Origin of the sequence: Acinetobacter sp. RUH 2624, assembly GCF_000162375.2 — a bacterium.
GTDB lineage: Bacteria > Pseudomonadota > Gammaproteobacteria > Pseudomonadales > Moraxellaceae > Acinetobacter > Acinetobacter nosocomialis.
On sequence record NZ_KI391939.1, the window covers coordinates 2,221,167 to 2,245,808 of the forward strand.

At 38.8% G+C, this 24,642-nt stretch carries 19 protein-coding genes and 2 tRNA genes; 9 read left to right on the forward strand and 12 right to left on the reverse strand.

Annotation, left to right across the window (positions count from 1 at the left end):
* Positions 1 to 96 precede the first annotated feature (96 nt).
* A complete protein-coding gene (locus HMPREF0014_RS17040) occupies positions 97 to 963 on the forward strand; it encodes a lytic transglycosylase domain-containing protein (RefSeq protein WP_004885585.1) in 867 nt (288 codons plus the stop codon).
* A gap of 257 nt (positions 964 to 1,220) precedes the next feature.
* Entirely contained in the window at positions 1,221 to 2,126 is a 906-nt protein-coding gene (htpX, locus tag HMPREF0014_RS17045) for a protease HtpX (RefSeq protein ID WP_002048489.1), read from the forward strand.
* A gap of 39 nt (positions 2,127 to 2,165) precedes the next feature.
* Here htpX and HMPREF0014_RS17050 read toward each other — a convergent pair whose 3' ends face one another.
* Together HMPREF0014_RS17050 and HMPREF0014_RS17055 are read right to left on the reverse strand one after the other, a co-directional pair.
* Positions 2,166 to 2,744, reverse strand: a complete 579-nt coding sequence (locus HMPREF0014_RS17050; RefSeq protein ID WP_004707378.1) for a DUF4112 domain-containing protein — start codon at positions 2,742 to 2,744, stop codon at positions 2,166 to 2,168.
* A 72-nt stretch (positions 2,745 to 2,816) separates the two neighbouring features.
* Positions 2,817 to 5,912, reverse strand: a complete 3,096-nt coding sequence (locus HMPREF0014_RS17055; RefSeq protein WP_004885581.1) for a multidrug efflux RND transporter permease subunit — start codon at positions 5,910 to 5,912, stop codon at positions 2,817 to 2,819.
* 264 nt (positions 5,913 to 6,176) lie between these two features.
* On the opposite strand from HMPREF0014_RS17055, the gene HMPREF0014_RS17060 reads away from it, so the two are divergent.
* The gene (locus tag HMPREF0014_RS17060; protein ID WP_004707374.1) at positions 6,177 to 7,316 is read left to right on the forward strand and encodes a glycerophosphodiester phosphodiesterase; all 1,140 of its coding nucleotides are present in this window, start codon (positions 6,177 to 6,179) and stop codon (positions 7,314 to 7,316) included.
* Between the two features lie 44 nt (positions 7,317 to 7,360).
* On the opposite strand, the gene HMPREF0014_RS17065 is transcribed toward HMPREF0014_RS17060, so the two are convergent.
* Positions 7,361 to 8,323, reverse strand: a complete 963-nt coding sequence (locus HMPREF0014_RS17065; protein ID WP_004885578.1) for an MBL fold metallo-hydrolase — start codon at positions 8,321 to 8,323, stop codon at positions 7,361 to 7,363.
* Positions 8,324 to 8,430: 107 nt separating this feature from the next.
* Here HMPREF0014_RS17065 and HMPREF0014_RS17070 point away from each other — a divergent pair, with 107 nt between their 5' ends.
* Positions 8,431 to 8,805, forward strand: coding sequence for a diacylglycerol kinase (locus HMPREF0014_RS17070; RefSeq protein WP_004699662.1), 375 nt, complete (start codon positions 8,431 to 8,433; stop codon positions 8,803 to 8,805).
* 170 nt (positions 8,806 to 8,975) lie between these two features.
* Here HMPREF0014_RS17070 and groL read toward each other — a convergent pair whose 3' ends face one another.
* The 4 genes from groL to HMPREF0014_RS17090 form a co-directional block, all read right to left on the reverse strand.
* Complete coding sequence (gene groL / locus HMPREF0014_RS17075; RefSeq protein ID WP_002048605.1) at positions 8,976 to 10,610, reverse strand: chaperonin GroEL; 1,635 nt, start codon at positions 10,608 to 10,610, stop codon at positions 8,976 to 8,978.
* Positions 10,611 to 10,668: 58 nt separating this feature from the next.
* Positions 10,669 to 10,959 (reverse strand): co-chaperone GroES, encoded by a 291-nt coding sequence (locus HMPREF0014_RS17080; protein WP_000065579.1) that lies wholly within the window; start codon positions 10,957 to 10,959, stop codon positions 10,669 to 10,671.
* A gap of 185 nt (positions 10,960 to 11,144) precedes the next feature.
* Positions 11,145 to 11,903, reverse strand: coding sequence for a metallophosphoesterase family protein (locus tag HMPREF0014_RS17085; RefSeq protein WP_004885538.1), 759 nt, complete (start codon positions 11,901 to 11,903; stop codon positions 11,145 to 11,147).
* A complete protein-coding gene (locus HMPREF0014_RS17090; RefSeq protein WP_004885536.1) occupies positions 11,884 to 12,822 on the reverse strand; it encodes a diacylglycerol kinase family protein in 939 nt (312 codons plus the stop codon). Before HMPREF0014_RS17090 ends, HMPREF0014_RS17085 begins: the two co-directional genes overlap by 20 nt.
* A 391-nt stretch (positions 12,823 to 13,213) precedes the next feature.
* On the opposite strand from HMPREF0014_RS17090, the gene HMPREF0014_RS17095 reads away from it, so the two are divergent.
* On the forward strand, positions 13,214 to 15,046 hold the full coding sequence (locus HMPREF0014_RS17095; protein ID WP_004707365.1) for a phosphoenolpyruvate carboxykinase (GTP): 1,833 nt from the start codon (positions 13,214 to 13,216) through the stop codon (positions 15,044 to 15,046).
* A 41-nt stretch (positions 15,047 to 15,087) separates the two neighbouring features.
* On the opposite strand, the gene glpD is transcribed toward HMPREF0014_RS17095, so the two are convergent.
* Both glpD and glpK read right to left on the reverse strand, forming a co-directional pair.
* On the reverse strand, positions 15,088 to 16,605 hold the full coding sequence (gene glpD / locus HMPREF0014_RS17100) for a glycerol-3-phosphate dehydrogenase (protein ID WP_004885535.1): 1,518 nt from the start codon (positions 16,603 to 16,605) through the stop codon (positions 15,088 to 15,090).
* 153 nt (positions 16,606 to 16,758) lie between these two features.
* Positions 16,759 to 18,267: a glycerol kinase GlpK gene (gene glpK / locus HMPREF0014_RS17105; protein WP_004885534.1), complete on the reverse strand. Its 1,509-nt coding sequence runs from the start codon at positions 18,265 to 18,267 to the stop codon at positions 16,759 to 16,761.
* Positions 18,268 to 18,640: 373 nt separating this feature from the next.
* Between glpK and HMPREF0014_RS17110 the strand changes: the two genes are divergently transcribed.
* Together HMPREF0014_RS17110 and HMPREF0014_RS17115 are read left to right on the forward strand one after the other, a co-directional pair.
* Positions 18,641 to 19,972: an MFS transporter gene (locus tag HMPREF0014_RS17110; protein WP_006580510.1), complete on the forward strand. Its 1,332-nt coding sequence runs from the start codon at positions 18,641 to 18,643 to the stop codon at positions 19,970 to 19,972.
* A gap of 114 nt (positions 19,973 to 20,086) precedes the next feature.
* Positions 20,087 to 20,509, forward strand: coding sequence for a hypothetical protein (locus HMPREF0014_RS17115; protein WP_001043188.1), 423 nt, complete (start codon positions 20,087 to 20,089; stop codon positions 20,507 to 20,509).
* A gap of 21 nt (positions 20,510 to 20,530) precedes the next feature.
* Here HMPREF0014_RS17115 and HMPREF0014_RS17120 read toward each other — a convergent pair whose 3' ends face one another.
* Together HMPREF0014_RS17120 and folD are read right to left on the reverse strand one after the other, a co-directional pair.
* Positions 20,531 to 21,199: a 50S ribosomal protein L11 methyltransferase gene (locus HMPREF0014_RS17120; RefSeq protein ID WP_001278008.1), complete on the reverse strand. Its 669-nt coding sequence runs from the start codon at positions 21,197 to 21,199 to the stop codon at positions 20,531 to 20,533.
* A gap of 233 nt (positions 21,200 to 21,432) precedes the next feature.
* Entirely contained in the window at positions 21,433 to 22,281 is an 849-nt protein-coding gene (folD, locus tag HMPREF0014_RS17125) for a bifunctional methylenetetrahydrofolate dehydrogenase/methenyltetrahydrofolate cyclohydrolase FolD (RefSeq protein WP_001229846.1), read from the reverse strand.
* Positions 22,282 to 22,433: 152 nt separating this feature from the next.
* On the opposite strand from folD, the gene HMPREF0014_RS17130 reads away from it, so the two are divergent.
* Positions 22,434 to 22,507, forward strand: a tRNA-Cys gene (locus HMPREF0014_RS17130).
* A gap of 11 nt (positions 22,508 to 22,518) precedes the next feature.
* A tRNA-Leu gene (locus HMPREF0014_RS17135) sits at positions 22,519 to 22,604 on the forward strand.
* Between the two features lie 102 nt (positions 22,605 to 22,706).
* On the opposite strand, the gene HMPREF0014_RS17140 is transcribed toward HMPREF0014_RS17135, so the two are convergent.
* A complete protein-coding gene (locus tag HMPREF0014_RS17140; RefSeq protein WP_004707360.1) occupies positions 22,707 to 24,470 on the reverse strand; it encodes an alkaline phosphatase D family protein in 1,764 nt (587 codons plus the stop codon).
* Positions 24,471 to 24,642 lie beyond the last annotated feature (172 nt).

Genomic DNA, 24,642 nt, shown 5'->3' on the forward strand with positions numbered 1-24,642 from the left:
AAAAATAAAAAAAATTACACAAAACTTCTTTCTGTAATATTTTTTGATAAACTCTTTGACTAGTTACGAATACCTTAAAATTGTGAATAACATAAAATGAAAAATTCGGTTCAATATCTTTTTTCGTGTTTACTGGGGATGACCACTTTTTCGGTAGGTATAACACCGACTTTAGCGGGTCAAATGTACATTTACCAAGACAAAAATGGCAGCACTTTACTTACTAACCGTAAAAGCTATGACCATTCACTCAAGAAAGTAAAGGTGACTTACTACCCCGATAGTAATATTCATAGTTATACAAACTGGGGCGCTTCAGAAGCTTCTGTTCTACCAAGCTATAGCAAAAATAAAAATGCTTTTGACCATATTATTAAACAGGCAGCACAACAGCATGGTGTATCCGAAGGTCTAATTAAGGCAGTCATGCATACCGAATCTGGTTTTAATGTGAATGCTCACTCTCCTGTGGGTGCGCAAGGTTTAATGCAACTCATGCCAGCTACTGCTCGCCGTTTTAACGTATCTAATGCTTATGATCCTCAGCAAAATATCTTTGCTGGTGCTAAATATCTAAGTTGGTTGCTCAAACGATTTAACGGCAATACGCAAATGGCTCTTGCGGCTTATAATGCAGGTGAAGGGAACGTGGATAAATACGGCGGCATTCCGCCATTCCGTGAAACCCAAGATTATGTACGACGAGTCACAAGTCGATATCAAAACTTATATTCTTCTGGTGTAAGCCTTTCATCTTTTAGTAATTCAAATATTTCTACCGAGACTGTAAATCAGCCAGAGTTGACCCAAACCACCACAACTCAACAAGTATCGGCTAAACCTGTTAAATATTCTTCTGCACGCCAAATCGTGACATTGTCTGATGGCACCTATACAGATGCACCAACAGGGACTTATGTCACCAATAATGCAACGGCAATTGCCCATATCAGAATTGAGTAAAATTAAAAACCGCATACTTTGCAGCTCATACTTTAATAAGGCCCATCGTCTAAAAATTGTAATGATCTATTACCCCGACCCTAGTATTTAGACGGGCCTTATAAATAACTTGTTTAATTTGAATACATTCGTATACCGGAAAGAATGTATCGATTCCTTATTTTTTCCTTGAATTTTTCCCCCAAGCGCCGCATATTAGCTGAGTGATTTATAATTTATAAATCAGATAATATTTTATTTATAAGAGGATTTTCTCAATGATGCGGATTGGTTTGTTTTTGCTTACCAACCTCGCGGTACTGGTTGTAGCTGGCATTATTTTGTCACTCTTCGGTGTCGGTAGTTACCATGGCGCGGGTGGCTTAAATCTAGGCAACCTTTTAGTCATCTGTTTTGTGTTTGGTATGGTGGGCTCTTTAGTCTCTCTATTTATGTCCAAATGGATGGCTAAGAAAACTACTGGTACAGAACTGATTGACCCAAATGCTCCTCGTAACCAAGCTGAAAGCTGGTTATTGCAAACAGTCGCTGAACTTTCTCAACGTGCTGGTATTAATATGCCAGAAGTTGGTATCTTCCCTTCATATCAGTCTAATGCTTTCGCAACAGGCTGGAATAAAAATGATGCGTTAGTTGCCGTTTCAAGCGGTCTACTTGAGCGTATGAACAAAGATGAGCTACGTGCCGTGCTTGCGCACGAGATTGGTCACGTTGCAAATGGTGACATGGTTACCTTGGCACTCATCCAAGGTGTTGTAAACGCCTTTGTTATGTTCTTTGCTCGTGTAGTAGGTGATTTTATCGACCGTAATGTTTTTGGTCGTCAAGACAATGAAGCACCTGGTATGGGTTACTTCCTCATTACGATGGTTTTAGATATCGTGTTCGGTATTCTAGCTTCTGCTATTGTAATGTGGTTCTCTCGTTACCGTGAATACCGTGCAGATGAAGCCGGTGCACGTTTAGCTGGTAAACAAGCAATGATTTCTGCTTTATTACGTTTGCAAGCTGAAACAGAGTTACCAGACCAAATGCCAAAAGAAATGAAAGCGTTCGCGATTGCGGAAGGTAAAGAACAAGGTTTCAGCTTAGCTGCTTTGTTCCAAACTCACCCAACGATTGAACAGCGTGTCGCAGCTCTACATCAGTTAGATTGCCCATAACCCAGTAAATAAAAAAGCCTCCAGTTGGAGGCTTTTTTATTAGGCTGAATGATGGGCCAGTCCCCAAAGAAAACTAATCCCCCACCACATTGCTAAACCAATCAGAACAAGCACCAATACCCCTAATAAATCCGGTATATGTAGCCATAGCCAACTCACAACAGGATTACGCCAGAAGGCTGAGTGTTGCTGTTTCTTTTCAAGCTTTTCATGTAAATACGGGTGAATAACATGTATATCACTTTGAATCGCATATTCTTCACGTATATGGGTATGAACCACATCTAATGCTTTTCTACTAGGACGTATAAAAATATCGAAAATGGTTCCTGCAACTGGTACACACCCCACCACAGCATCGACTACAGCCAATTTTATGACGGGAGTAAGCTTGTGCTGTGGCACACCAATTTGCTTGGCTTTATATATGGCGTAGCAAGTCAGGACAAAACCCGCAACATCACCAGCAATTGGAATAGTACTTAAAGCAGCATCGGCACCAATACCCTGCTTTGTAAAAGGAATACGGACGGCGCTATCCATCATGGTTGCAAACTTGGCAAGGTCCCGTTCTAGTGCGATGACCTGCTGCTGTGTTAGTTTTTTTTCTTGAGGCATCTAAATCAAATATATGAAGAGAAGTTAAACTTAATATACTTGATTTAACGCCGGTTTTTAAATTGTTTGCTTTTAACTTGAAGCTTTCGATTTAAACAATGAACGCAATAACACATACATAACTGGAATAAAGAATAGAACCAGTACAGTACCAAACATTACGCCACCTAAAATACTAATACCAATTTCTTGGCGGCTCACCGCACCAGCGCCTTGTGCAAATACAAGTGGAATCACACCTGCACCAAAGGCTAAAGAAGTCATTAAAATCGGTCTTAAACGCAAGCTCGCGCCTTCTAAAGCGGCCTGAATAGCATTCTTTCCTTTCTCTTGGGCTAATGCAGCAAACTCAACAATTAAAATTGCGTTTTTACATGACAATCCAATCGTGGTTAGAAGTGCAATTTGGAAATACACGTCATTTGGTAAACCAAAGATATAAGAGAAAATGACACTTCCTCCTACACCTAGCGGAATAGAAGTCATCACGGCAGCAGGAATACTTAAGCTCTCATACAAAGCAGCTAAACATAAGAAAATAAAACCTGCCGAAATCAGATATAACCATACCGCCTGATTGGTCGACTTCTGTTCTTCAAAAGACAGACCAGTCCAAGCCAAACCAATATCTTTTTGCTGGTTGACGAGTTGTTCAACATCTTTCATAGCCTGACCAGAACTGCTACCACCGGCAACATCAGCCTGTAACTGTAAAGCACTATATCCCATATAGCGTTTTACAATTTCTGGTGCCCCACCCCAGCTAAAGTTAGCAAACGAACTAAAAGGCACCATTTCATTTTGATTATTACGCACAGACCAATTATATAAATCTTCAGGTTTAGATCTGAACTCGGCATCGCCTTGAATCATGACACGTTTAATACGTCCACGATCAATAAAGTCGTTTACGTAAGTTCCGCCCCATGCACTCGACAAAGTGTTATTAATTGCAGAGAGTTCCAAACCATTTGCCAAAGCCTGTTTCTGGTCAATTTTGATATTCAGATTTGCTTTACTATTGGTAGACTGCTTATCAAAGTTTTCAAACGTTGAATAGTTTTTACTTTGAGCCTGTAACTGACGGAACATACCATCTAAGAAGTTTTGCCCTTGTCCATTTAAATCTTGAATCCAGAAATCCAAGCCATCAGTCTGCCCCAAACCATTTACCGAAGGAGGTAAGGTCACGTTAATTTGAGCATTACTAAAATTTCTGAAATATTTCATTGCACGCTTTTGTATAGCGTCAGCCGAGTCCTCTTTCGCCGTACGTACATCCCAAGGTTTTAAAGCAATAAAGCCTTGCGCTAAATTTTGTCCTGTCCCGGCATTATTTCGACCGTAACGAATTAAAACCAGATCAACATTGTTATCTTCTTTAGTGAGAAAGTATTGGCGCACTTGTTCACCAATTTTCTGACTTTCAGAAATTGGAGCACTGTCTACCAGCTTAATTTGCACACTTAAAATACCTTGGTCTTCTTTAGGAATAAAGCCGCTTTTTAAACCACTGTAGAAGAGCATAAAAACTGCAATCAGTGCCACAAAAATCACAATAACCGATTTACTGTAATGAATACTCGTCTGAACAAGCTTGATATATTTATTTTTAAGTTGATCAATTTTTTGGTTAAACCACACTGCCCAGCGCATAGGTTCAGGATTAGGTTTTAAAATTAATGCGCACAATGCAGGCGTTAAAATGAGTGCAACCGTAAGCGATAATGCCATAGCGGCAACTAAAGTAATGGAAAACTGACGGTAAATCACGCCAATTGAACCACCTAAAAAAGACATTGGAATAAAAACAGCAGTTAAAACCAATGTAATGCCGACTAATGCACCGCTAATTTCCCCCATTGACTCAATTGCAGCTTCTTTTGGAGTTAAGTGCTGTTCATGCATGAGCCGCTCAACGTTTTCAACTACCACAATCGCATCATCAACCAACAAGCCGATAGCAAGTACCAGTGCAAATAACGTTAAAGTATTAATACTAAAACCAAGCACATATAAGACTGCAAAAGTTCCCAAAATCACAACCGGAACGGTAATACTCGGAATGAGTGTTGCACGCCAGCTTTGCAAAAACAGGAACATCACCAAAATTACCAAAATAATGGCTTCTACAAGCGTCTTTACAACTTCCTTAATCGACTCTTGAACAAACGGCGTATTATCTCGTGGATAAACGATTTTATAGCCTGCTGGTAATTTAGCGGCGAGCTGATCTAAGGTTTGATGGATGAGCTTAGAAGTTTGAATAGCATTTGCGCCCGAGGACAGAGATATACTTACACCCGCAGCAGGATAACCATTAATCGTGTTGAAAGACTGATAGTTTTCTGCACCGAGCTCAACTCTTGCAATATCTTTTAAATAAACATAACTCGCCGTTTTATCTGACTTTACGACAATATTTTTAAAATCATCAACAGTCTTTAGTCGAGAACCTGCCGTCACTTTTGTATTTAGATATTGACCATCAATGACTGGTAAATCACCGATTGCACCTGCAGCAACTTGGGTATTTTGAGCAGTGATTGCATTAGCCACATCACTGGGCATTAAATTATATTGCTTTAACTTGTCTGGATTTAACCAGATACGCATCGCATATTGCGAACCGAACACATCCGTTTCACCCACCCCTTCAATACGGTTTAAGTTATCAACGACATGTGTAGTTAAATAGTCCGACAGCTCAATATTTCCGGTTTTACCAGTCGAGTCGTATAAACCAATTACCATAAAGGTATCGCCTAGTGACTTACTGACTGTCACCCCTTGACGTTGTACTTCATCGGGTAAACGGCGTATGACACCACTAATACTATTTTGGACTTGGACCTGAGCAGTATCGGGGTTGGTTCCGTTATCGAAACTAATGGTAATTCGGCTACGTCCTGATGAATCACTTGATGAGCTAAAATAGAGTAAGTGATCAATCCCTTGTATTTGTTGTTCTAAAATTTGGGTAACACTTTGCTCGACCGTTTGTGCATCTGCCCCGCTATAACTTGCCGACACTGTAATTTTCGGAGGTGCAATATCGGGATACCGTTCTACGGGCAAGTGCATCACCGAAAAAATACCAAAAGCCATGACAATGATCGCCAGTACATTGGCAAAAATGGGGCGCTGAATAAAAAATTTAGATAGCATGGCTGCTCGGTATGATGTCGTTAATTAACAGGAGTAAATGCCGCTTTGAGACCTTGTGATCATCAACGAGCGGTGTAAAAAAGACAAGTGGAATTAAAACAATAAATGTAATTAAGACAAAAACAAAGCGTGATTCACTATTTCCAACAAAGCAATAAAGAACCAGTTAAATAGTGTCACTTAAAATTCATGAATTCTTCATGATCACGTCAAACTAAATCCTAATACTTGAGTCGTTTCAACTAAAACAATATGAGTAGAATTATGTTTAGAAAAGCACTTTTATGCTTAAGTTTAATTGGCTTGGTCGGTTGCAATGACGATGATAAAACCGAAACAACTCCAACTACACCAGAATATCAACTTCCTAAAATTTTAGTGATTGGACACCGCGGCGCTAGCGCTTTACGTCCTGAACATACTTTGGCTTCATATCAAAAAGCGATTGATGATGGTGCTGACTTTATTGAACCTGATCTGGTTTCAACAAAAGACGGTGTATTGGTTACTCGTCATGAAAACGAAATTGGTGGTACTACCAATATCAGTACTCTTGCCCAATTTGCAGACCGTAAAACCACAAAAAATATTGATGGTGTCAATTTAACGGGTTGGTTTACGGAAGACCTCACTTTAAATGAATTACAACAAGTTAAAGCACGTGAACGTATTCCTGAGTTCCGACCAGCAAATACGGCTTATAACGATCTGTATTCAATTCCAACACTTGAACAAGTCATTGAACTTGCCGAAGCAAATTATAAAAAAACCGGAAAGATTATTGGCTTATATATTGAAACCAAACATCCAACTTATTTTAAAAACAAGAATTTGGCCATGGAAGACACACTTCTTAAAACTCTTGCCAAATATCAATATACACGTGATATTGCCCCTATCTATTTGCAATCGTTCGAAGTCAGCAATTTAAAGTATTTAAAAGATCAACTTGATCTACATAAAACACTTAAACATGCACAAATCATTCAGTTATATGATGCAAAAACCTCTCGACCAGCAGACTTTGTTGAATCTGGTGTTTCTAAAACATATGGTGATTTAGCTACAGCGCAAAGCTTAAAAGATGTTGCTAAATATGCAAATGGTGTAGGCCCAAGCAAAAACTATATTCTCAATTTCAATAATGATGGTTCAGTACAAACTACTTCATTTATTAGCGATGCACATGCCGCTGGCTTAAAAGTACACCCATATACTTTCCGTCCAGAAAATAACTTTTTACCTCAGCCTTTAAAATGTAGCGACAAACCTGCCGAGCGTTGCCCGACAGGTGCTCTAAAAGAGTTTGAAGCATATTTCAAAGCAGGTGTAGATGGTATCTTTACAGATGACCCAGCACTCGGCCGTGAAGCAGTCAATAATTTTGAGAAAGCAACTAAATAGTTAAAGACTTAATAAAAAAACAGGGCATTCAATGCCCTGTTTTTTTACTTATCAACACTGTTATTAAAATATAGAGGAATCCATTGGTATTGCTCTGCATTTACTTTATACACATGGCCAATTCCTGGGAATGGCAAATGTGGAGCAGCTACCCATTGCTGTTTATTTGAGATTTCAGCAAACATTTTCAAACGAGTGTTAATTGCCTGCTCAGAATTTACATCAAAATCTACGCCGGTTTTTGGAGCATCAAACTGTAAAGAATGTGAGTGGACAATGTCTCCCACAAAGACAATTTGTTGATTTTTACTCTTTAAACGGAAACTGTGGTGACCCGGTGTATGCCCTTGTGTATTGATTACTTCAAAACCTTGAATGACATCGCCATCTTTAAAGGTCTTGAAAGCTTTTTTCGCTTGATACGGTGCAAGCGCAGCTTTTATATTTTTAACCGTGCCTAAATAGTTTTCTTTTTTATCTGCGGGTACAGTTTTTTCAGAAGCTGGATTTAACCAATAGTCAGCTTCACGTTCATGTGCATAAATAGTTGCATTAGGAAATACAGCTTTTCCATTTTGAGCAATACCACAAACATGGTCTGGATGTAGATGGGTTAACAAAACCGTTTTCACGTTAGCAAGTTGATAGCCTGCCAATTCAAGATTTTTAGCAATTGAACCCAACTGTGGGCCAAAACAACTTGAAGCACCACTATCAACAAGAGTTAAACTTTTACCGTCATCTACCAAGAATGCATTTACCGAAGTTTGAACCCCTTTCTCATTAACAGCGGCGTATTTTGTTAAAATTTTAGTCTTCTCAGCCTGACTCAAATTTTTAAATAACTTAGGGTCTAAATAGATGGTACCGTCAAGTAATGAGGTAATGCGGTAATTACCAAATTGATGCTTATAATATCCCGGTACTTGTTGAGCTGAGGCAGGCTCTGCATAGCTTACATGTAACCCACCCATGACAAGTCCTAATGCTACAAATAATTTTTTCATCTCTTCTTCTCTATCAAGTTATAAAGTCAAAATCTTTAAAAAAGATTTAATATTTTTTTTAAGGGCCGCGATATATAATGCATGAAAAGTGTTAAAAATATAAGTGAATGAATAGTTATTCTCCCTACAAAGGCAAAAGTGGACTAAAGCGCATCTTGAATGCGACAGGTTATTCAATTTCAGGATTTAAGGCAGCTTATAAAAATGAAGCCGCTTTCCGACAAATTGTTTTAATTAATGTTGTGCTTATCCCTACTAGCTTTTTTCTAGATGTAACTCGCGGTGAACATGCACTTATGGTGGTTGTGTGTTTATTTGCAATTATTGTAGAACTATTCAATTCTGCGATTGAAGCGGTAGTTGACCGTGTATCACTTGAAAAACACCAACTCTCTAAAAATGCTAAAGATATGGGAAGTGCTGCTCAATTTGTCGCGCTTTCAATTATTGCAGTGACATGGCTTATCATTTTATTAGGTTAAAAAAAACCATGCTTATAAGAGGATAAGCATGGTGTAACAAAAAAGAGGAACTACAGCTACTGTTCCTGACTATAAGTTTAAGAATATCAACTTAACTTTTTCTTAATTTATATAAGAAATAAAAAAATCCCTGCATTTGCAGGGATTTTTTATTTAGACGTTGATGTTTATTACATCATGCCGCCCATTCCACCCATACCGCCCATGTCTGGAGCAGCTGGTTTGTCTTCAGGAATGTCAGTGATCATACATTCTGTAGTCAACATTAAGCCAGCAACAGAAGCAGCGTGCTCAAGTGCAGAACGAGTTACTTTAGCTGGGTCAAGGATACCCATTTCTAACATATCGCCATATTCACCAGTTGCAGCGTTATAACCGAAGTTACCTTCACCTTTCTTAACTGCATTGATTACTACAGATGGCTCATCACCAGCGTTCGCAACGATTTGACGAAGTGGAGCTTCGATCGCACGACGTAAAATGTTGATACCTGCAGTTTGATCTTCGTTAGCACCTTTTAAGCCTTCAAGCGCATTTACGGCACGTACAAGCGCAACACCACCACCTGCAACAACACCTTCTTCAACTGCTGCACGAGTTGCGTGAAGAGCGTCGTCAACGCGGTCTTTCTTCTCTTTCATTTCAACTTCAGTTGCTGCACCGATTTTAATTACAGCAACACCGCCTGCCAATTTAGCAACGCGTTCTTGTAATTTTTCACGGTCATACTCTGAAGTAGATTCTTCGATTTGAGCACGGATTTGTTGAACACGCTCAGCGATAGCAGCAGCATCACCAGCACCATCAACAATAACTGTATTTTCTTTAGAAACAGTGATTTTGTGCGCTGTACCTAAATCTTGAAGAGTCGCTTGTTCTAAAGACATACCAACTTCTTCAGAAATAACAGTTGCGCCAGTCAAGATCGCGATGTCTTGAAGCATTGCTTTACGGCGGTCACCGAAACCAGGAGCTTTAACAGCACATACTTTGATAATACCGCGCATGTTGTTTACAACAAGAGTTGCAAGCGCTTCACCTTCAACATCTTCAGCAATGATAAGAAGTGGTTTACCAGTTTTAGCAACTGCTTCTAAAACAGAAATCAATTCACGAATGTTGCTGATTTTTTTATCAACAAGAAGGATGAACGGATTTTCAAGTTCAGCAGTCAAAGTATCTTGCTTGTTAGCAAAGTATGGAGAGATATAACCACGGTCAAACTGCATACCTTCTACAACGTCTAATGCGTCTTCAAAGCCAGAGCCTTCTTCTACAGTGATTACGCCTTCTTTACCTACTTTTTCCATCGCTTGAGCGATAAGTTTACCAACAGTAGTATCAGAGTTAGCAGAGATAGAACCAACTTGTTCAATTGCTTTGAAATCATCAGCTGGCTTAGCAATAGAACGGATATTTTCAACTACAGTTTTTACTGCAATGTCGATACCACGTTTTAAATCCATTGGGTTCATACCAGCAGTTACTGATTTGATACCTTCGTTTAAAATTGCTTGAGCAAGTACAGTTGCAGTTGTCGTACCGTCGCCTGCGATGTCGTTAGTTTTGCTTGAAACTTCACGTACAAGTTGAGCACCCATGTTTTCAAACTTGTCTTTTAATGAAATTTCTTTGGCAACAGTTACACCGTCTTTAGTGATGTGCGGCGCACCGAAAGAACGGTCGATTACAACGTTACGGCCTTTAGGACCTAAAGTCACTTTAACCGCATCTGCAAGTACGTTTACCCCTGCAATCATTTTTGAGCGAGCTGAATCACCAAATTTTACGTCTTTAGCTGACATATTAAACTCCGAATCTTTTTAAATACTGAATCTGATAATGAATTGAGTTATGGATCGATTAGCCTTCTAATACAGCTAAGATGTCTGACTCTTTCATGATTAAGAGTTCTTCACCGTTTACTTTAACTGTTGTACCTGCATAAGTACCAAATAACACCTTGTCACCAACTTTAACATCCAAAGCACGTACGCCGTTATCAGTGATTTGACCATTACCTACTGCAATTACTTCACCTTGAGATGGCTTTTCAGCAGCAGAACCTGGCAATAAAATACCGCCAGCAGTTTTGGTTTCTTCTTCTACGCGACGAATCACAACGCGATCATGTAATGGACGAATGTTGCTCATAATTAACTCCATCAGACTTAGTCTTTTTGATTAATCGTTATTGCTTTAATCCAGAGCAATAACAAAATATTTAGATGTCACTTTTGTGGGGATGAAAAAAATGGCTTCAAGGGGAAATAAGAAAAATTTTTCTGTTTTTTGAATATTTTTTAAACAATCAAATATTTAATCTCATCTAAACCAAATCAATCTGTAGTGAATTCAGCCTGCTGTTCATTAAACCAATAATGCTGAATCTTTCCTGTATTTGAAACCGTATTAAAGCTATTTGGATTATGATGATATAAACGAGTAGAAGTTGCTGTACCCGCATGAATATCATAAATAGGATGATCTATTTCCAGATGGTAAATTTGAGTTAAATCATATATAGCCGTTTTATGAAGATGACCATGCAGCATTCCGAATAATCCAGTTGTACTCCACTTCTCTAAGGCGATTTTTCCTAAAACCGGACAATCCTTTATTCCATGCTTATTATCTGGTGGTGTATAAAAAGGTTGATGGAAAACCACTAGCTTTAATTTATCTTTAGGCCCTTTTTGTAAACGCTCATAAGTATCTTGAATTTGTTCAATCGAAATATGACCACGCGTATGGTAACGACGGCGTATGCTATTTACACCAACAATATAAAAATGTTCAGTTTCTAAAGTTGGCTCCAGTTCACCAAAAAAATATCGATAACGAGTAAATGGAGAAAAAAAACGATTCCAGACATGATACAAAGGAATGTCGTGGTTGCCTGGCACCACTAAATAAGGAATATAGAGACTATCTAAATATTGCCGACATTTAAAAAATTGTTCGTATTTGGCACGTTGAGTAATATCTCCACTTATAACAATTACTTCAGGCTGTTGCTGAATACAGAAGTGCCTAATTGCCTCTAAACACTCTTGTTTTTCCGTTCCAAAGTGTAAATCAGACAGATGTAATAACATTCGGCACCATTATATTTAAAGCATTTTTTTCTACAGTGAAATTTAAAGGTGGTTTCATCTCTATGATTTCACCATCTAAAGCAACTGTAAGTTTCGATTTTTTTGCACATTCGACTACAACATGATCTGCACAAAAACTATATACATCTTGGGCATCTTCAACTTTACCTTGAATCCACTGCCAAAGCATATTCAGTAAACTCAGCTTATCACTTTTTGTAATTACAACTCCAGCAACTCGTCCCTGTGCTGCACATTCTGCAATTCTAAGTTTCATATCACATAGTTGTAATTGATTATTCCCAAAGAAAATAAGAGGTGCTTTAACGGGATATTTTTTACCATCTACTGTTATAGATAGCTTCATTGACTTATTTTCTCTTAACAAAACATCTAAAGCGGATGTATAGGCATGTAAAGGAAGCCTTCCTAAATATTTATTGTAGAGTTCGCGCTTTTTGATAAAGAGTGGATATAGACCTAAACTAGCATTATTTAAATAAATATGATCATTGATTGCTGCTATATGTACTGACCGAGGAATGCCTGTAGCAATCACTTCTGCTGCTTCTAAAAGATCTAGCGGAATATCTAAAACTTTAGCGACATAGTTAAAAGTACCTAAAGGCAAGATTCCCATTGGAATAGAAGTATTCTTAAGTTTAGATGCAACAGCATTTAATGTGCCATCCCCACCAGCTGCAACAACCACCCCTATATTTTCGTTTTGTGAATGCCGATGAATAACATTATTCATCAGATCATCGAACAATGTATTTTCATTTAATTCAAATACTTGTATTTCAAAACCATGTTCAGTAAATACAGTCATCAGTTGCTCATAAACATCTTCATGTTTTGAAGCGTGAAATCCTGATTTTTCGTTATAGATGATCGAAAGAGGTTTCAAGGGCCGCATTTTATTATCGTAAAGTAAGATGTTTATTCTATTTTGTATATAAAATCACCTATTAAAAGTCTCTTTATGTAAATTTTGAATGATCTTCATTTGTTTAATCAATAATAATTCTCAAAAAAAATTTAAGAGTTAATTTATTGATTTTAAATAAAATAACTTAAGTAAATAACACACATACAACATAAAAATATAAAAGTAAAAACTATATAAAACATCATAAGCAAATGATTTTCATATAAAAACAATCGGAATTCCAAATATCTAATTGTTAGTCTTTAGTCTTATTTTTTTTATGATTTTATGCTTTAATACAGCCACTTTTTTATTTGATCTTTCATTGTACCCCAATGAATAGACTTGTACGTTGTACATATTTTGAATAGGCCTCACCATGACCACAGTGAACGCACCAGAATTCGTTCGTCATCCTAAGCTTATAGCATGGGTTGAAGAAATTGCAAACTTAACCAAACCAGCAAAAATCGAATGGTGTGACGGAAGCGAAGAAGAGTATCAACGTCTAATCGACTTGATGATCGCTAACGGCACCATGCAGAAATTAAACCAAGAAAAACATCCTGGTTCTTATCTTGCAAATTCTGACCCATCTGACGTTGCGCGTGTTGAAGATCGTACTTACATCTGCTCTCAAAATAAAGAAGATGCTGGTGCGACAAACAACTGGGAAGATCCAGCTGTTATGCGTGAAAAATTAAATGGTTTATTTGAAGGTTCAATGAAAGGCCGTACGATGTACGTTGTTCCTTTCTCTATGGGTCCTTTAGGTAGCCATATTGCTCATATCGGTATCGAGTTAACTGATTCTCCTTATGTTGCTGTTAGCATGCGCAAAATGGCACGTATGGGTAAAGCTGTTTATGATGTATTAGGTACAGACGGCGAATTTGTTCCTTGTGTACACACAGTAGGTGCTCCACTTGCTGAAGGTCAAAAAGACGTTGCATGGCCTTGTAACCCAGAGAAATATATCGTTCATTACCCAGAAACTCGTGAAATCTGGTCTTTCGGTTCTGGTTACGGCGGTAACGCATTACTTGGTAAAAAATGTTTAGCTCTTCGTATCGCTTCTGTCATGGGACGCGAACAAGGTTGGTTAGCTGAACACATGCTTATTCTTGGTGTGACTAACCCTCAAGGTGAAAAACACTACATCGCTGCTGCATTCCCATCTGCTTGTGGTAAGACAAACTTTGCAATGTTAATTCCACCAGCAGGTTATGAAGGTTGGAAAATCGAAACTGTAGGTGACGATATTGCTTGGATCAAACCAGGTGAAGATGGCCGCTTATATGCAATCAACCCAGAAGCTGGTTTCTTCGGTGTAGCACCTGGTACAAATACCAAAACTAACCCGAACTGTATGGCAACACTTCATAAAGATGTTATCTATACAAACGTAGCAGTAACTGAAGATGGTCAAGTATGGTGGGAAGGTCTTTCTAAAGAAGTTCCATCAAACTTAACGAACTGGAAAGGTCAACCTCACGTAAACGGCGAAAAAGCAGCACATCCAAATGCTCGTTTCACTGTTGCAGCTGGTCAATGTCCATCTATCGATGCTGACTGGGAAAACCCAGCAGGTGTTCCAATTTCTGCATTTATCTTCGGTGGTCGTCGTGCAGATACAGTTCCTTTAGTTTCTGAAGCTTTTGACTGGGTTGACGGTGTATATAAAGCGGCAACTATGGGTTCTGAAACTACTGCTGCTGCTGTTGGTCAACAAGGTATCGTTCGTCGTGACCCATTCGCAATGCTTCCATTTGCTGGCTACAACATGGCTGACTACTTTGACCACTGGTTAAGCCTTGGTGCAAAAGTAAGCGAGAAAGCTGAAGCTTCTGGCAACAAATTACCGAAAATCTTCAACGTAAACTGGTTCCGTCGTGATGCTGAAGGCAACTTCGTATGGCCTGGTTTCGGTCAAAACATGCGTGTTCTTGAGTGGATCATTGACCGCTGTGAAGGCCGTGCAAACGCTGTTGAAACACCAATCGGTTTTGTTCCAACATATGAAGACTTGAACTGGAAAGGTACTGAGTTCAGTAAAGAACAATTTGACCTTATCACTACTCAAGATAAAGACCAGTGGGTTACTGAAATTGAAAGCCACACTGAGTTATTCAATAAACTTGGCGAGCGCTTACCAAAAGCATTAAAAGAACGTCAAGCAGCATTACTTGAAGCTGTAAAAACTGGCTTCTAATTGCTAAATATAAAAAAGGCCGCTTCATGCGGCCTTTTTTATTATGCGGCATCATCTTTTAATCGACGTTTAGACAAGTAAGCTTCTAACACTTTCACCTGTTTCTCATTAAACGCCAAACCTAATTTAGATCTTCGCCAGAGTATGTCTTCTGCAGTATTTGCCCACTCATATTCACATAAATATTTAACTTCACATTCAAATAAATCATGACCAAAATTTTGCCCCAATTGTTCTATACTATTTTGTTCATGAAGCATGTTCCAAACTCTTGTGCCATATGCATGTGCCCAACGTTTGGCAAGGGATTCTGAAACTCCATTTACACTTAATTGAATCTGGTTGATTAAATCAACTAATGTAGTCCAGTTCTCAGCACCCGGTAATGGTTCATTGGCAGTCCACTCCTCTGCCATTTCACTAAAGAACGGAGACAGATGTTCTAAAGCGGCCTCAGCCAGTTTCCGATAAGTCGTAATCTTTCCACCAAATACCGATAACAATGGTGCCGTTTTATCTTCCGTCTGTAGTGCCAAAGTATAGTCGCGGGTAATTGCAGAAGGGTTATCAGACTCATCATCACATAAAGCACGTACACCTGAGTACTGACTTACAATATCTGCTCGCGTTAACTGCTTTTTAAAATGTGAATTTGTCACTGTCAAAAGGTAATCTATTTCTACATCAGTAATCTCTACCTTTTGTGGATCACCTGTGTATTCCTGATCTGTTGTACCAATGAGGGTATATTTTTCTAAATAAGGAATTGCAAAAACGATCCGTCGGTCTTCGTTTTGCATAATAAAAGCCTTATGACAGTTATATAGCTTTGGCACAACAATATGGCTTCCTTGGATCAATCGGACTTGATAAGGAGATCTTAAATTTAGATTTTCACTAATAATTTCTTCAACCCAAGGACCAGCTGCATTTACTAAAGCTCTTGCACGTATCTGATAAACCTCAGCTCCACTTTGTAGTTCCAAGTGCCAAAGTTCTTGTTCTTTATACGCCTTCACACATCGTGTTCGTGTCACGACTTTGGCACCCTGCTCTTTAGCTTGTAGCGCATTTAACACCACAAGACGTGCGTCATCTACAGTACAGTCAGAATATTCAAAGCCACGTGTTATCGCTGGTTTTAAGGGACTATCTTCTTTGAAATAGATCAGATTTGAACCTAATAATTTTTCTCGTTTTCCCAAATGATCATAAAAAAATAGACCTGCTCGAATTAACCATGCAGGACGCAAATGCGGTCGATGAGGCATAATAAAACGCATTGGTGCAATAATATGTGGCGCTTTAGCCAACAACACTTCTCGCTCTGCTAATGCTTCTCTGACTAACCTGAATTCTTTATGTTCTAAATAGCGTAGACCACCATGAATTAATTTACTGCTAGCAGATGAGGTGTGACTGGCTAAATCATCTTTTTCACACAAAAATACCGATAGTCCACGGCCTGCTGCATCGTTGGCAATACCCACTCCATTAATACCGCCACCAATTACAGCAATATCATATACTTTTGAATAATCATTAGTTTGTACTGTCATTTCTCATATTCTTTTTATTGTTGATCTTATAAAAATTAAAACATCAAATTGATGAAACAACAATCAAAAAAGTAGAATAATCAATTTTGAATAAATAAACATTGAGCCGCTAATTGATTACTCTACTTTTAATTTAAGTCATTAAAGAACAAATCAATCCTCAGCCCAACTTTGACTGCGTTTCACTGCTTTCAACCAACCCTTATAAATAAACTCAGATTGTTCAGCAGACATTTTGGGTTCAAAAACTTTTTCTATGGCAGATTTATTTCTTAACTCGTGAAGATCTTGCCAGAAACCCGTTGCTAAACCTGCAAGGAAAGCAGCGCCCAAAGCAGTGGTTTCTTTCATTATTGGACGTTCTACAGGGGTTGCTAAAATATCAGACTGAAATTGCATCAAGAAGTTATTTTCCGTTACTCCACCATCAACACGGAGCGTACGAAGTTCTTCTTCTGCATCTTGCTGCATAGCATCTAAAACATCTCGAGTTTGAAAAGCAATGGACTCTAAAGTTGCACGAATAATATGTTCAATACTAGCCCCACGCGTCAGACCAAAAATTGCCCCACGTGCTGTCGGGTCCCAATACGGTGCCCCTAATCCGGTAAAAGCTGGAACAACGTATACGCCATTACTGTCTTTTACTCGTGTTGCATAATGCTCAGAATCTTTAGCGTTCTTAATAACCTTCAATTCATCGCGTAACCACTGTACACAAGAGCCACCATTAAACACGGCACCTTCTAAAGCATAATTCACTTCACCGCTTGCACCGCATGCAATAGTGGTCAGTAATCCATGCTCTGAACGAACAATCTTTTTACCTGTGTTCATGAGTAGAAAGCAGCCTGTACCATAGGTATTTTTAGCCTGCCCTGACTCAACACACATTTGACCAAAAAGTGCAGCCTGTTGATCACCCGCGATTCCCGCAATAGGAATACCTACTTCTTGGCCACTAATGGTATGTGTGTAGCCATAGACCTCCGATGAACTACGTACCGCAGGTAGCATTGCTCTAGGAATATCTAAAGCTTGTAAAAGTTTTTCATCCCATTCAAGCTTTTCGATATCAAACAGCATAGTCCGTGAAGCATTGGTAAAATCAGTGACATGGACGGCCCCATTAGTTAGTTTCCAAATGAGCCAGGTGTCCACCGTACCAAATAATAACTCTCCTCGCTCAGCACGCTCACGGCTGCCTTCCACATGATCTAAAATCCATTTAATTTTTGTGGCCGAAAAATATGGATCAATCACTAAACCTGTGGTCTTACGGATATATTCTTGCCAACCAGCTTTATGCAATTGATTACATATTTCAGTCGTCTGTCGACTTTGCCAAACAATGGCATTATAAATAGGCTTACCTGTTTTCTTATCCCAGACAATGGTGGTTTCTCGCTGGTTTGTAATCCCAATTGCCGCAACTTGCTCACTCTTGATGCCTGCTTGAGCCAAAGCCTCTACCCACACAGCGCTTTGAGTTGCCCAAATTTCCATTGGATCATGTTCAACCCAGCCCGGCTGAGGGTAAATCTGGGTAAACTCTCTTTGAGCAATACTGACAACATTTGCATCATGATCTAAAACAATTGCTCTTGAGCTTGTTGTGCCCTGATCAAAAGCAACAATATATTTCTTTGGGCAATTTGACATCTGAATGTCCCTTTCATTATCCACACACATCTAGTCCACAATGCAAAGACATTATGCCTAACTGTATTTATTTAAAATTTTCTTTGGAATATATCATTATTTTTAAGGGATATAGGTTTTCTTCGCCCAAACATTACTCATTCTTTATCGGTTTTTACTACTTGGGAAAAAATAATATTCTAAAAATCCGAGTAAGCTTATAAAAATGAACTGATCGGCCAATTTGAAATCACATAAATATTCAACTTATTCCTTTGCTTAAATAATAAACATTGTTTTACAGACATAAAAAAAATAAAGTGAAATACTCCTCAAGATAATATGTAAAAACGGAATAAATCTTCTCTTCTTTAGCATTCAACCCAAGCGAAACATGGAGCGACTCATGGTTGATCAACCTTCTACCGCAACACCTCCACATTCTAATTTAGATACAAAAACTCGTCTAAAATCAATTTTGGGCGGTTCTGCTGGCAACCTTGTCGAATGGTACGACTGGTATGTATATGCCGCATTTACGCTCTATTTTGCTCATGCTTTTTTCCCAAAAGGGAGCCAAACTGCTCAACTTCTTCAAGCAGCTGCAATTTTTGCAGTAGGCTTCCTTATGCGTCCGATTGGCGCATGGATAATGGGGATTTATTCAGACCGTAAAGGACGTAAAGCTGGCCTTACGCTTTCTGTCACCTTAATGTGTGTTGGCTCTCTACTCATTGCGGTTACCCCTTCCTACGAAAGTATTGGCGTATTTGCACCATTACTTTTAGTTATTGCACGTTTAATTCAAGGCTTAAGTGTAGGTGGTGAATACGGTGCAAGTGCCACATATTTAAGTGAGATGGCTGAAAAGAACCGCCGTGGTTTTTTCTCAAGCTTCCAATATGTCACCTTAATTGCAGGACAACTTACAGCTTTATGTGTACTACTCATCTTGCAAATGGTACTCAACGAGCAGCAATTGCATGACTGGGGATGGCGTATTCCCTTTTTCATTGGTGCACTTTTAGCAATTGTGGTATTCCGTATTCGCCGTGGGCTATTAGAAACACAATCTTTTAAAAATGCTCAAACAGAGACAGATCAGCCAAAATCAGGAATGTTTGCTTTATTTAAGCATTATCCTAAAGAAGCCTTTACAGTATTGTTCTTAACTGCTGGTGGTACACTCGCTTTTTATACTTACACCACCTATCTACAAAAATATTTAGTCAATACATCTGGTTTTACCAAACCTGAAGCGACTCAAATTACTACTCTAGCATTATTTATTTTTATGTGTTTACAGCCATTGGCGGGTGCATTATCAGATCGAATTGGGCGTAAACCACTGATGATTTTCTTCGGGGTAACAGGTGTTTTATTCACCTACATTCTATTTGATGCTCTCGCAAACACGCATAACTACTGGACTGCATTCTGGTTATGCTTTGGGGGCCTGATCATGGTGACTGGCTACACTTCAATTAATGCTGTCGTGAAAGCTGAACTTTTCCCAGCACATATTCGTGCTTTGGGCGTAGCTCTCCCTTATGCAATTGCAAACACTTTATTTGGAGGAACAGCCGAATTCTTCGCCTTAAGTTTTAAAGAAGCTGGTCATGAATCTTGGTATTTCATTTATGTCAGTATTATGATTTTCATTTCATTGCTGATTTACATCTTTATGAAAGACACCAAACATCATTCAAAAATCAAAGAACATTAATATTTTTATTAGAGCTAATATCATAAGCCGATGTTAGCTCTAAACTAGTGAATAACCACAAACAACTCTTCTATTTTATGAGATACTGCGTATAAGAAAATAAGGATGATACTGATGAATAAAAGTATTTTATGTTTGGCATTAAGTAGTATGTTTATTTTAACTGCTTGTCAGACTACGCCTCGACAATATAATGGTTCAACTGGCTATCAGATTGAAAACCAAACTAAAACTTCAGCGACTCTAGCTTATACTTTAGCTGGCCGTAGTAACCAGCAACTTGATGAGCGCAAATTACAACGTGCTTGTCAGAATGTGTTAGGTGCCCAGAAAGTTTATAAATTATCAATTCTAAGTATCAACGAAATTCCTAATCCAGCTAAAGATGAGCATTATGGAATTCAACTCGGTGAAACTCGCGCGTCTTTTGGCTTATCAAATACACCTAGCTTAAATAATGGTGAAGATTATGCGACACGCCAAGCACTTGAAGCACGCCCAAGTACATTGAAAGTTGTTCGTTATACTTGTTCATAACATAAAAAAGACGCTGTTCTTTTACAGCGTCTTATAAAAACTTACATTTCTAAATTCTTTTGCTTCATCCAAATCTGGCCACGTTGTCGCACTTCTTTCTTCAATTTTTTCATATTTTGGATGACTAAAATTTTTAACACGGCTATCGGCTACCCATACTTCTGGTGCAAATTTTAAAAATTCGTCTAAGAAAAAGCGGTTACATTGGTCATATAACACATCAGCAGCGAGTAAAACATCAACCTGCTCAGCTTTATATAAATCATCCAGATATTCGAGCTCTACATCATTAAGTAAAGCATTTTCACGGCAAGCATTTAGACTAACCTGATCAATATCACAGCAGATTACGCGTTTTGCTCCAGCCATTTTCGCAGCAATTGCCACTACACCAGAACCTGCTCCGAAATCTAACACCACTTTATCTTTAACATGGTGCGGCTCTGCAAGTATCCACTGAGCCATCGCCAAACCTGATGCCCAACAGAAAATCCAATACGGCGTGTCATTCCAAATACGGCGAATAACTTCGTCATCTAAACGATCGGTCGGGAAAACTGGTGGAATCAACCATAAAGAAATTGGAGTTTCTGGCAACTGTTGTGCCATTAATTCACAATGAGGAATGACTTCATGTAGGGCTTGAAGTAAATGTTCAGGGGCTTTAGACAGTTGAAAGGTGCAGCTCATAAATAAGCTCAACAATTTACAATTACTATTTGATACGCGTTAACGTCATCCGCAATTGTTCGAGGTAGGACTACATTAAACTAAAATGTTTCTGTGACTCATCTATAGCTAACCAGTAGCTGACGAGTTTTGCGGATGACAAATGGTTTTGGTTACTTTTCCCGAAAGAAAAGTAACATACGAGCTCCTAACATTTGCGTTAAACGGTAGGACGCCGTCGTGAATAAATTAAATTAACCTAAAGCTTTTTCAGCAGCTTCTACAGTTTGGCGAATCAAAGTAGTAATGGTCATTGGACCAACACCACCCGGTACTGGTGTATAAGCAGAAGCAATTTCTTCAATACCTTGTAATTGAATATCGCCTACACCGCCTCCATCACGTGGGTGGAAACCAGCATCTACAACAACTGCACCCTGTTTAATCCAGTCTTTTTGAATAAGTTCAGCTTTACCTACAGCACCAACAATAATGTCAGCCTGTTTCACAAGCTCAGGTAAGTTCTGTGTACGTGAATGGCAAATCGTTACTGTTGCATTTGCTTGTAACAACATCATTGCCATTGGTTTACCTAAAATTGCTGAACGGCCAACCACAACCGCGTGTTTGCCGGCAATTTCGATGTTGTTTTCTTTAAGAATTGTCATGATACCCGCAGGAGTTGCTGAACCATATGCAGCTTCACCCATTGCCATACGGCCAAAACCAAGGCAAGTTACGCCATCAACATCTTTTGCTAATGAGATCGCATCAAAACACGCACGCTCATCAATTTGTGCAGGAACTGGATGTTGTAAAAGAATACCGTGAACATCTGGGTTGGCATTAAGCTTTTCGATTTCAGCTAATAATTGTTCTGTTGTGGTTTCTTGTGGTAATTCGATTTTTAATGAATCCATACCTACTCGGCGGCAGGCATTCCCTTTCATACGTACATAAGTTGCAGAAGCACCATCATCCCCAACCAAAATAGTCGCTAAAATTGGGGTACGACCTGTTTTCGCTTTTAAAGCTTCAACACGTACCAACAAATTTTCTTCAATTTGCTTTGCTAATGCACGACCGTCTAAAACCAATGCCACAGCACATCTCCAAGGTAGACATGAATTTAATGTGCCAATAATACATGATAATTTCGACAATTTTATTCTAGATGTTGTTTTTATGTGCATCTTCGCTCAAAACAGTATTGTTTTTTTTGTAAAGGTTGCTAATATGTGCATCACCAAATGTAGGCGGGGTGGCAGAGTGGTCATGCAGCGGACTGCAACTCCGTGGACGCCGGTTCGATTCCGACCTCCGCCTCCAAATTTGGTAAAGCCCGGGTGGTGAAATAGGTAGACACAGGGGATTTAAAATCCCCCGCCCTCAAAGCGTGCCGGTTCGAGTCCGGCCCCGGGCACCATCTTCAAGTACTGAATATGGTGTCATAAAGAATCCAGCGTAAGCTGGTTTTTTTATGCCTAAAAAAAGGGTTACCTCAGCAACCCTCTACTTTTCTATAGTTTCAAGCAGTCTTTTGATCTTGCTTTAACGGCATCAAATTTAGATCCAATACAATATCGTTTTGTCGGCTTGAATCTATCTGATATTCGGTATTTTTAATTGAATCTACAAATCTCCACTCAGAATGAACTTGTGCCTGATCTAGAGTAACCAATAAGTATCCTCGTTGATTTAAATTACAGTAGGCTAATTCATCAATTAATGTAGTAAAAGCAAATTCAAACTGTTGCAGTTGAGCCTGTGGAATACTTAAATATTTTTCTAAACCAGGAGACGATACAGAACTAGTTGCCAATTCAACTCCAATATACTTCCCTTTCTGGCTATATAAATAAGATGCCCATGCGTTATGAGTATCCCCCGCTAACACAATGATCTTTTTATTAAACTCTGCCAATTTGTCATATACAAACTCTCTCTCAGCATAGTAACCATCCCAAGCATCTAAATTGTATGGTGCCACCGTCATAATTCTTGCTTTTTCTTGGGCTGTTAATGTCGGATCATTTTGTTGCAAACGAAGTTTTAAAGTAACCAACTCGGTGATTTGTGTATTCATTTTAGCAAGTGTTTCAGGCGAAGTTCCCCCTGAAGTAATTTGCCCTAAAGATGCCAATAGCTCAGCTGGAATCCACATTTTACTCATCAAGACTTGCTGCCCCACAACATTCCATGTAGCTGTAGATTGCTTCAATTTATCAACCAGCCAATCTCTTTGCGTATAACCCATTAAAGTACGCGCTGGATTAGTTAAATCTGCCTGAAATTTGGCAATATCCAAACCAGAGGCTGTCATATAGTCTTTGTATTCAAGCTGCTTATCACGCGCAATAATACGCGTATCTAGCATGGTTAATTGGACAAGTGAACCAAAGTTAAACTGACGATAAATATTTAAATGGTCAGAACTAGAGACTGGGCGAATTGGCATCCATTCAAAATAAGCTTGTAGAGCAGCTAATTTACGGTCCGAAAAAGACCCTTCATCGCTTTGATGATTTTCCGCGCCATCACGCCAAGCATCATTCGCTAGTTCGTGATCATCCCAAATTACAATAAAAGGATGGCGCTGATGAGCAGCTTGCAAATCTTTATCCTGACGATAAAGTGCATAACGTTTGCGATAATCCTCTAATTTAATAATTTCTTTATTATTATCAGTAGGTAGCGTACGCCCAAGTTTTACTGCATCTTCCGCCGCATAGCCATCTGCCCCATATTCATAAATATAGTCCCCCAAATGGATAATGACATCGACATTCTGTTTAGCCATTTCCCGATAGACATAAAAGTAACCCGCAGGATAATTCGAGCAAGAACATACTGCAAAACTCACTTTATTCGTAGAAGTTGGTAATGTTTTCGTCTGTCCTACTGGTGAGACTTTACTACCAAATTTAAAACGGTAGTAGTACACCGTATCTGCTTGTAACCCAGCTGCATCAACTTTCACTGTAAAGTCATCAGTCTTCGTTGTTTCAACCATTCCTGTCTTTAAATTTTGTTTAAACTGATTATCGGTTGAAATTTCCCATACAACTTTTAAACGCACTCCTAAATCTACTGGAGTTACTCGTGTCCACAAAATGACTTTATCCTGCAAAGAATCTCCACTTGCAACCCCATGAAGAAAATCTGCTTGTACTTGCGGATTTTCTTCATCGGAACCATCGTTGCAACCTGTAAAAGCAACAGGTATAGATAAAGCCCCAAAACCGAATAGACTTTTTTGAATTAATTCTCGGCGTGAAATTTTCTCTGACATAAAATTCTCTAAGTTTTAAGCAATGAGTGCTTTAAACTTAAGTACATAACATGAACAGCTGATCTCAGTTTGATGAACAAATCATGACAAAAATTGGTTAATTTATATAAATACCGATAAGAACTGATTGAAAATAAAGCAAACTCTCCGATTTTCTCTTGCCAATCGCGTA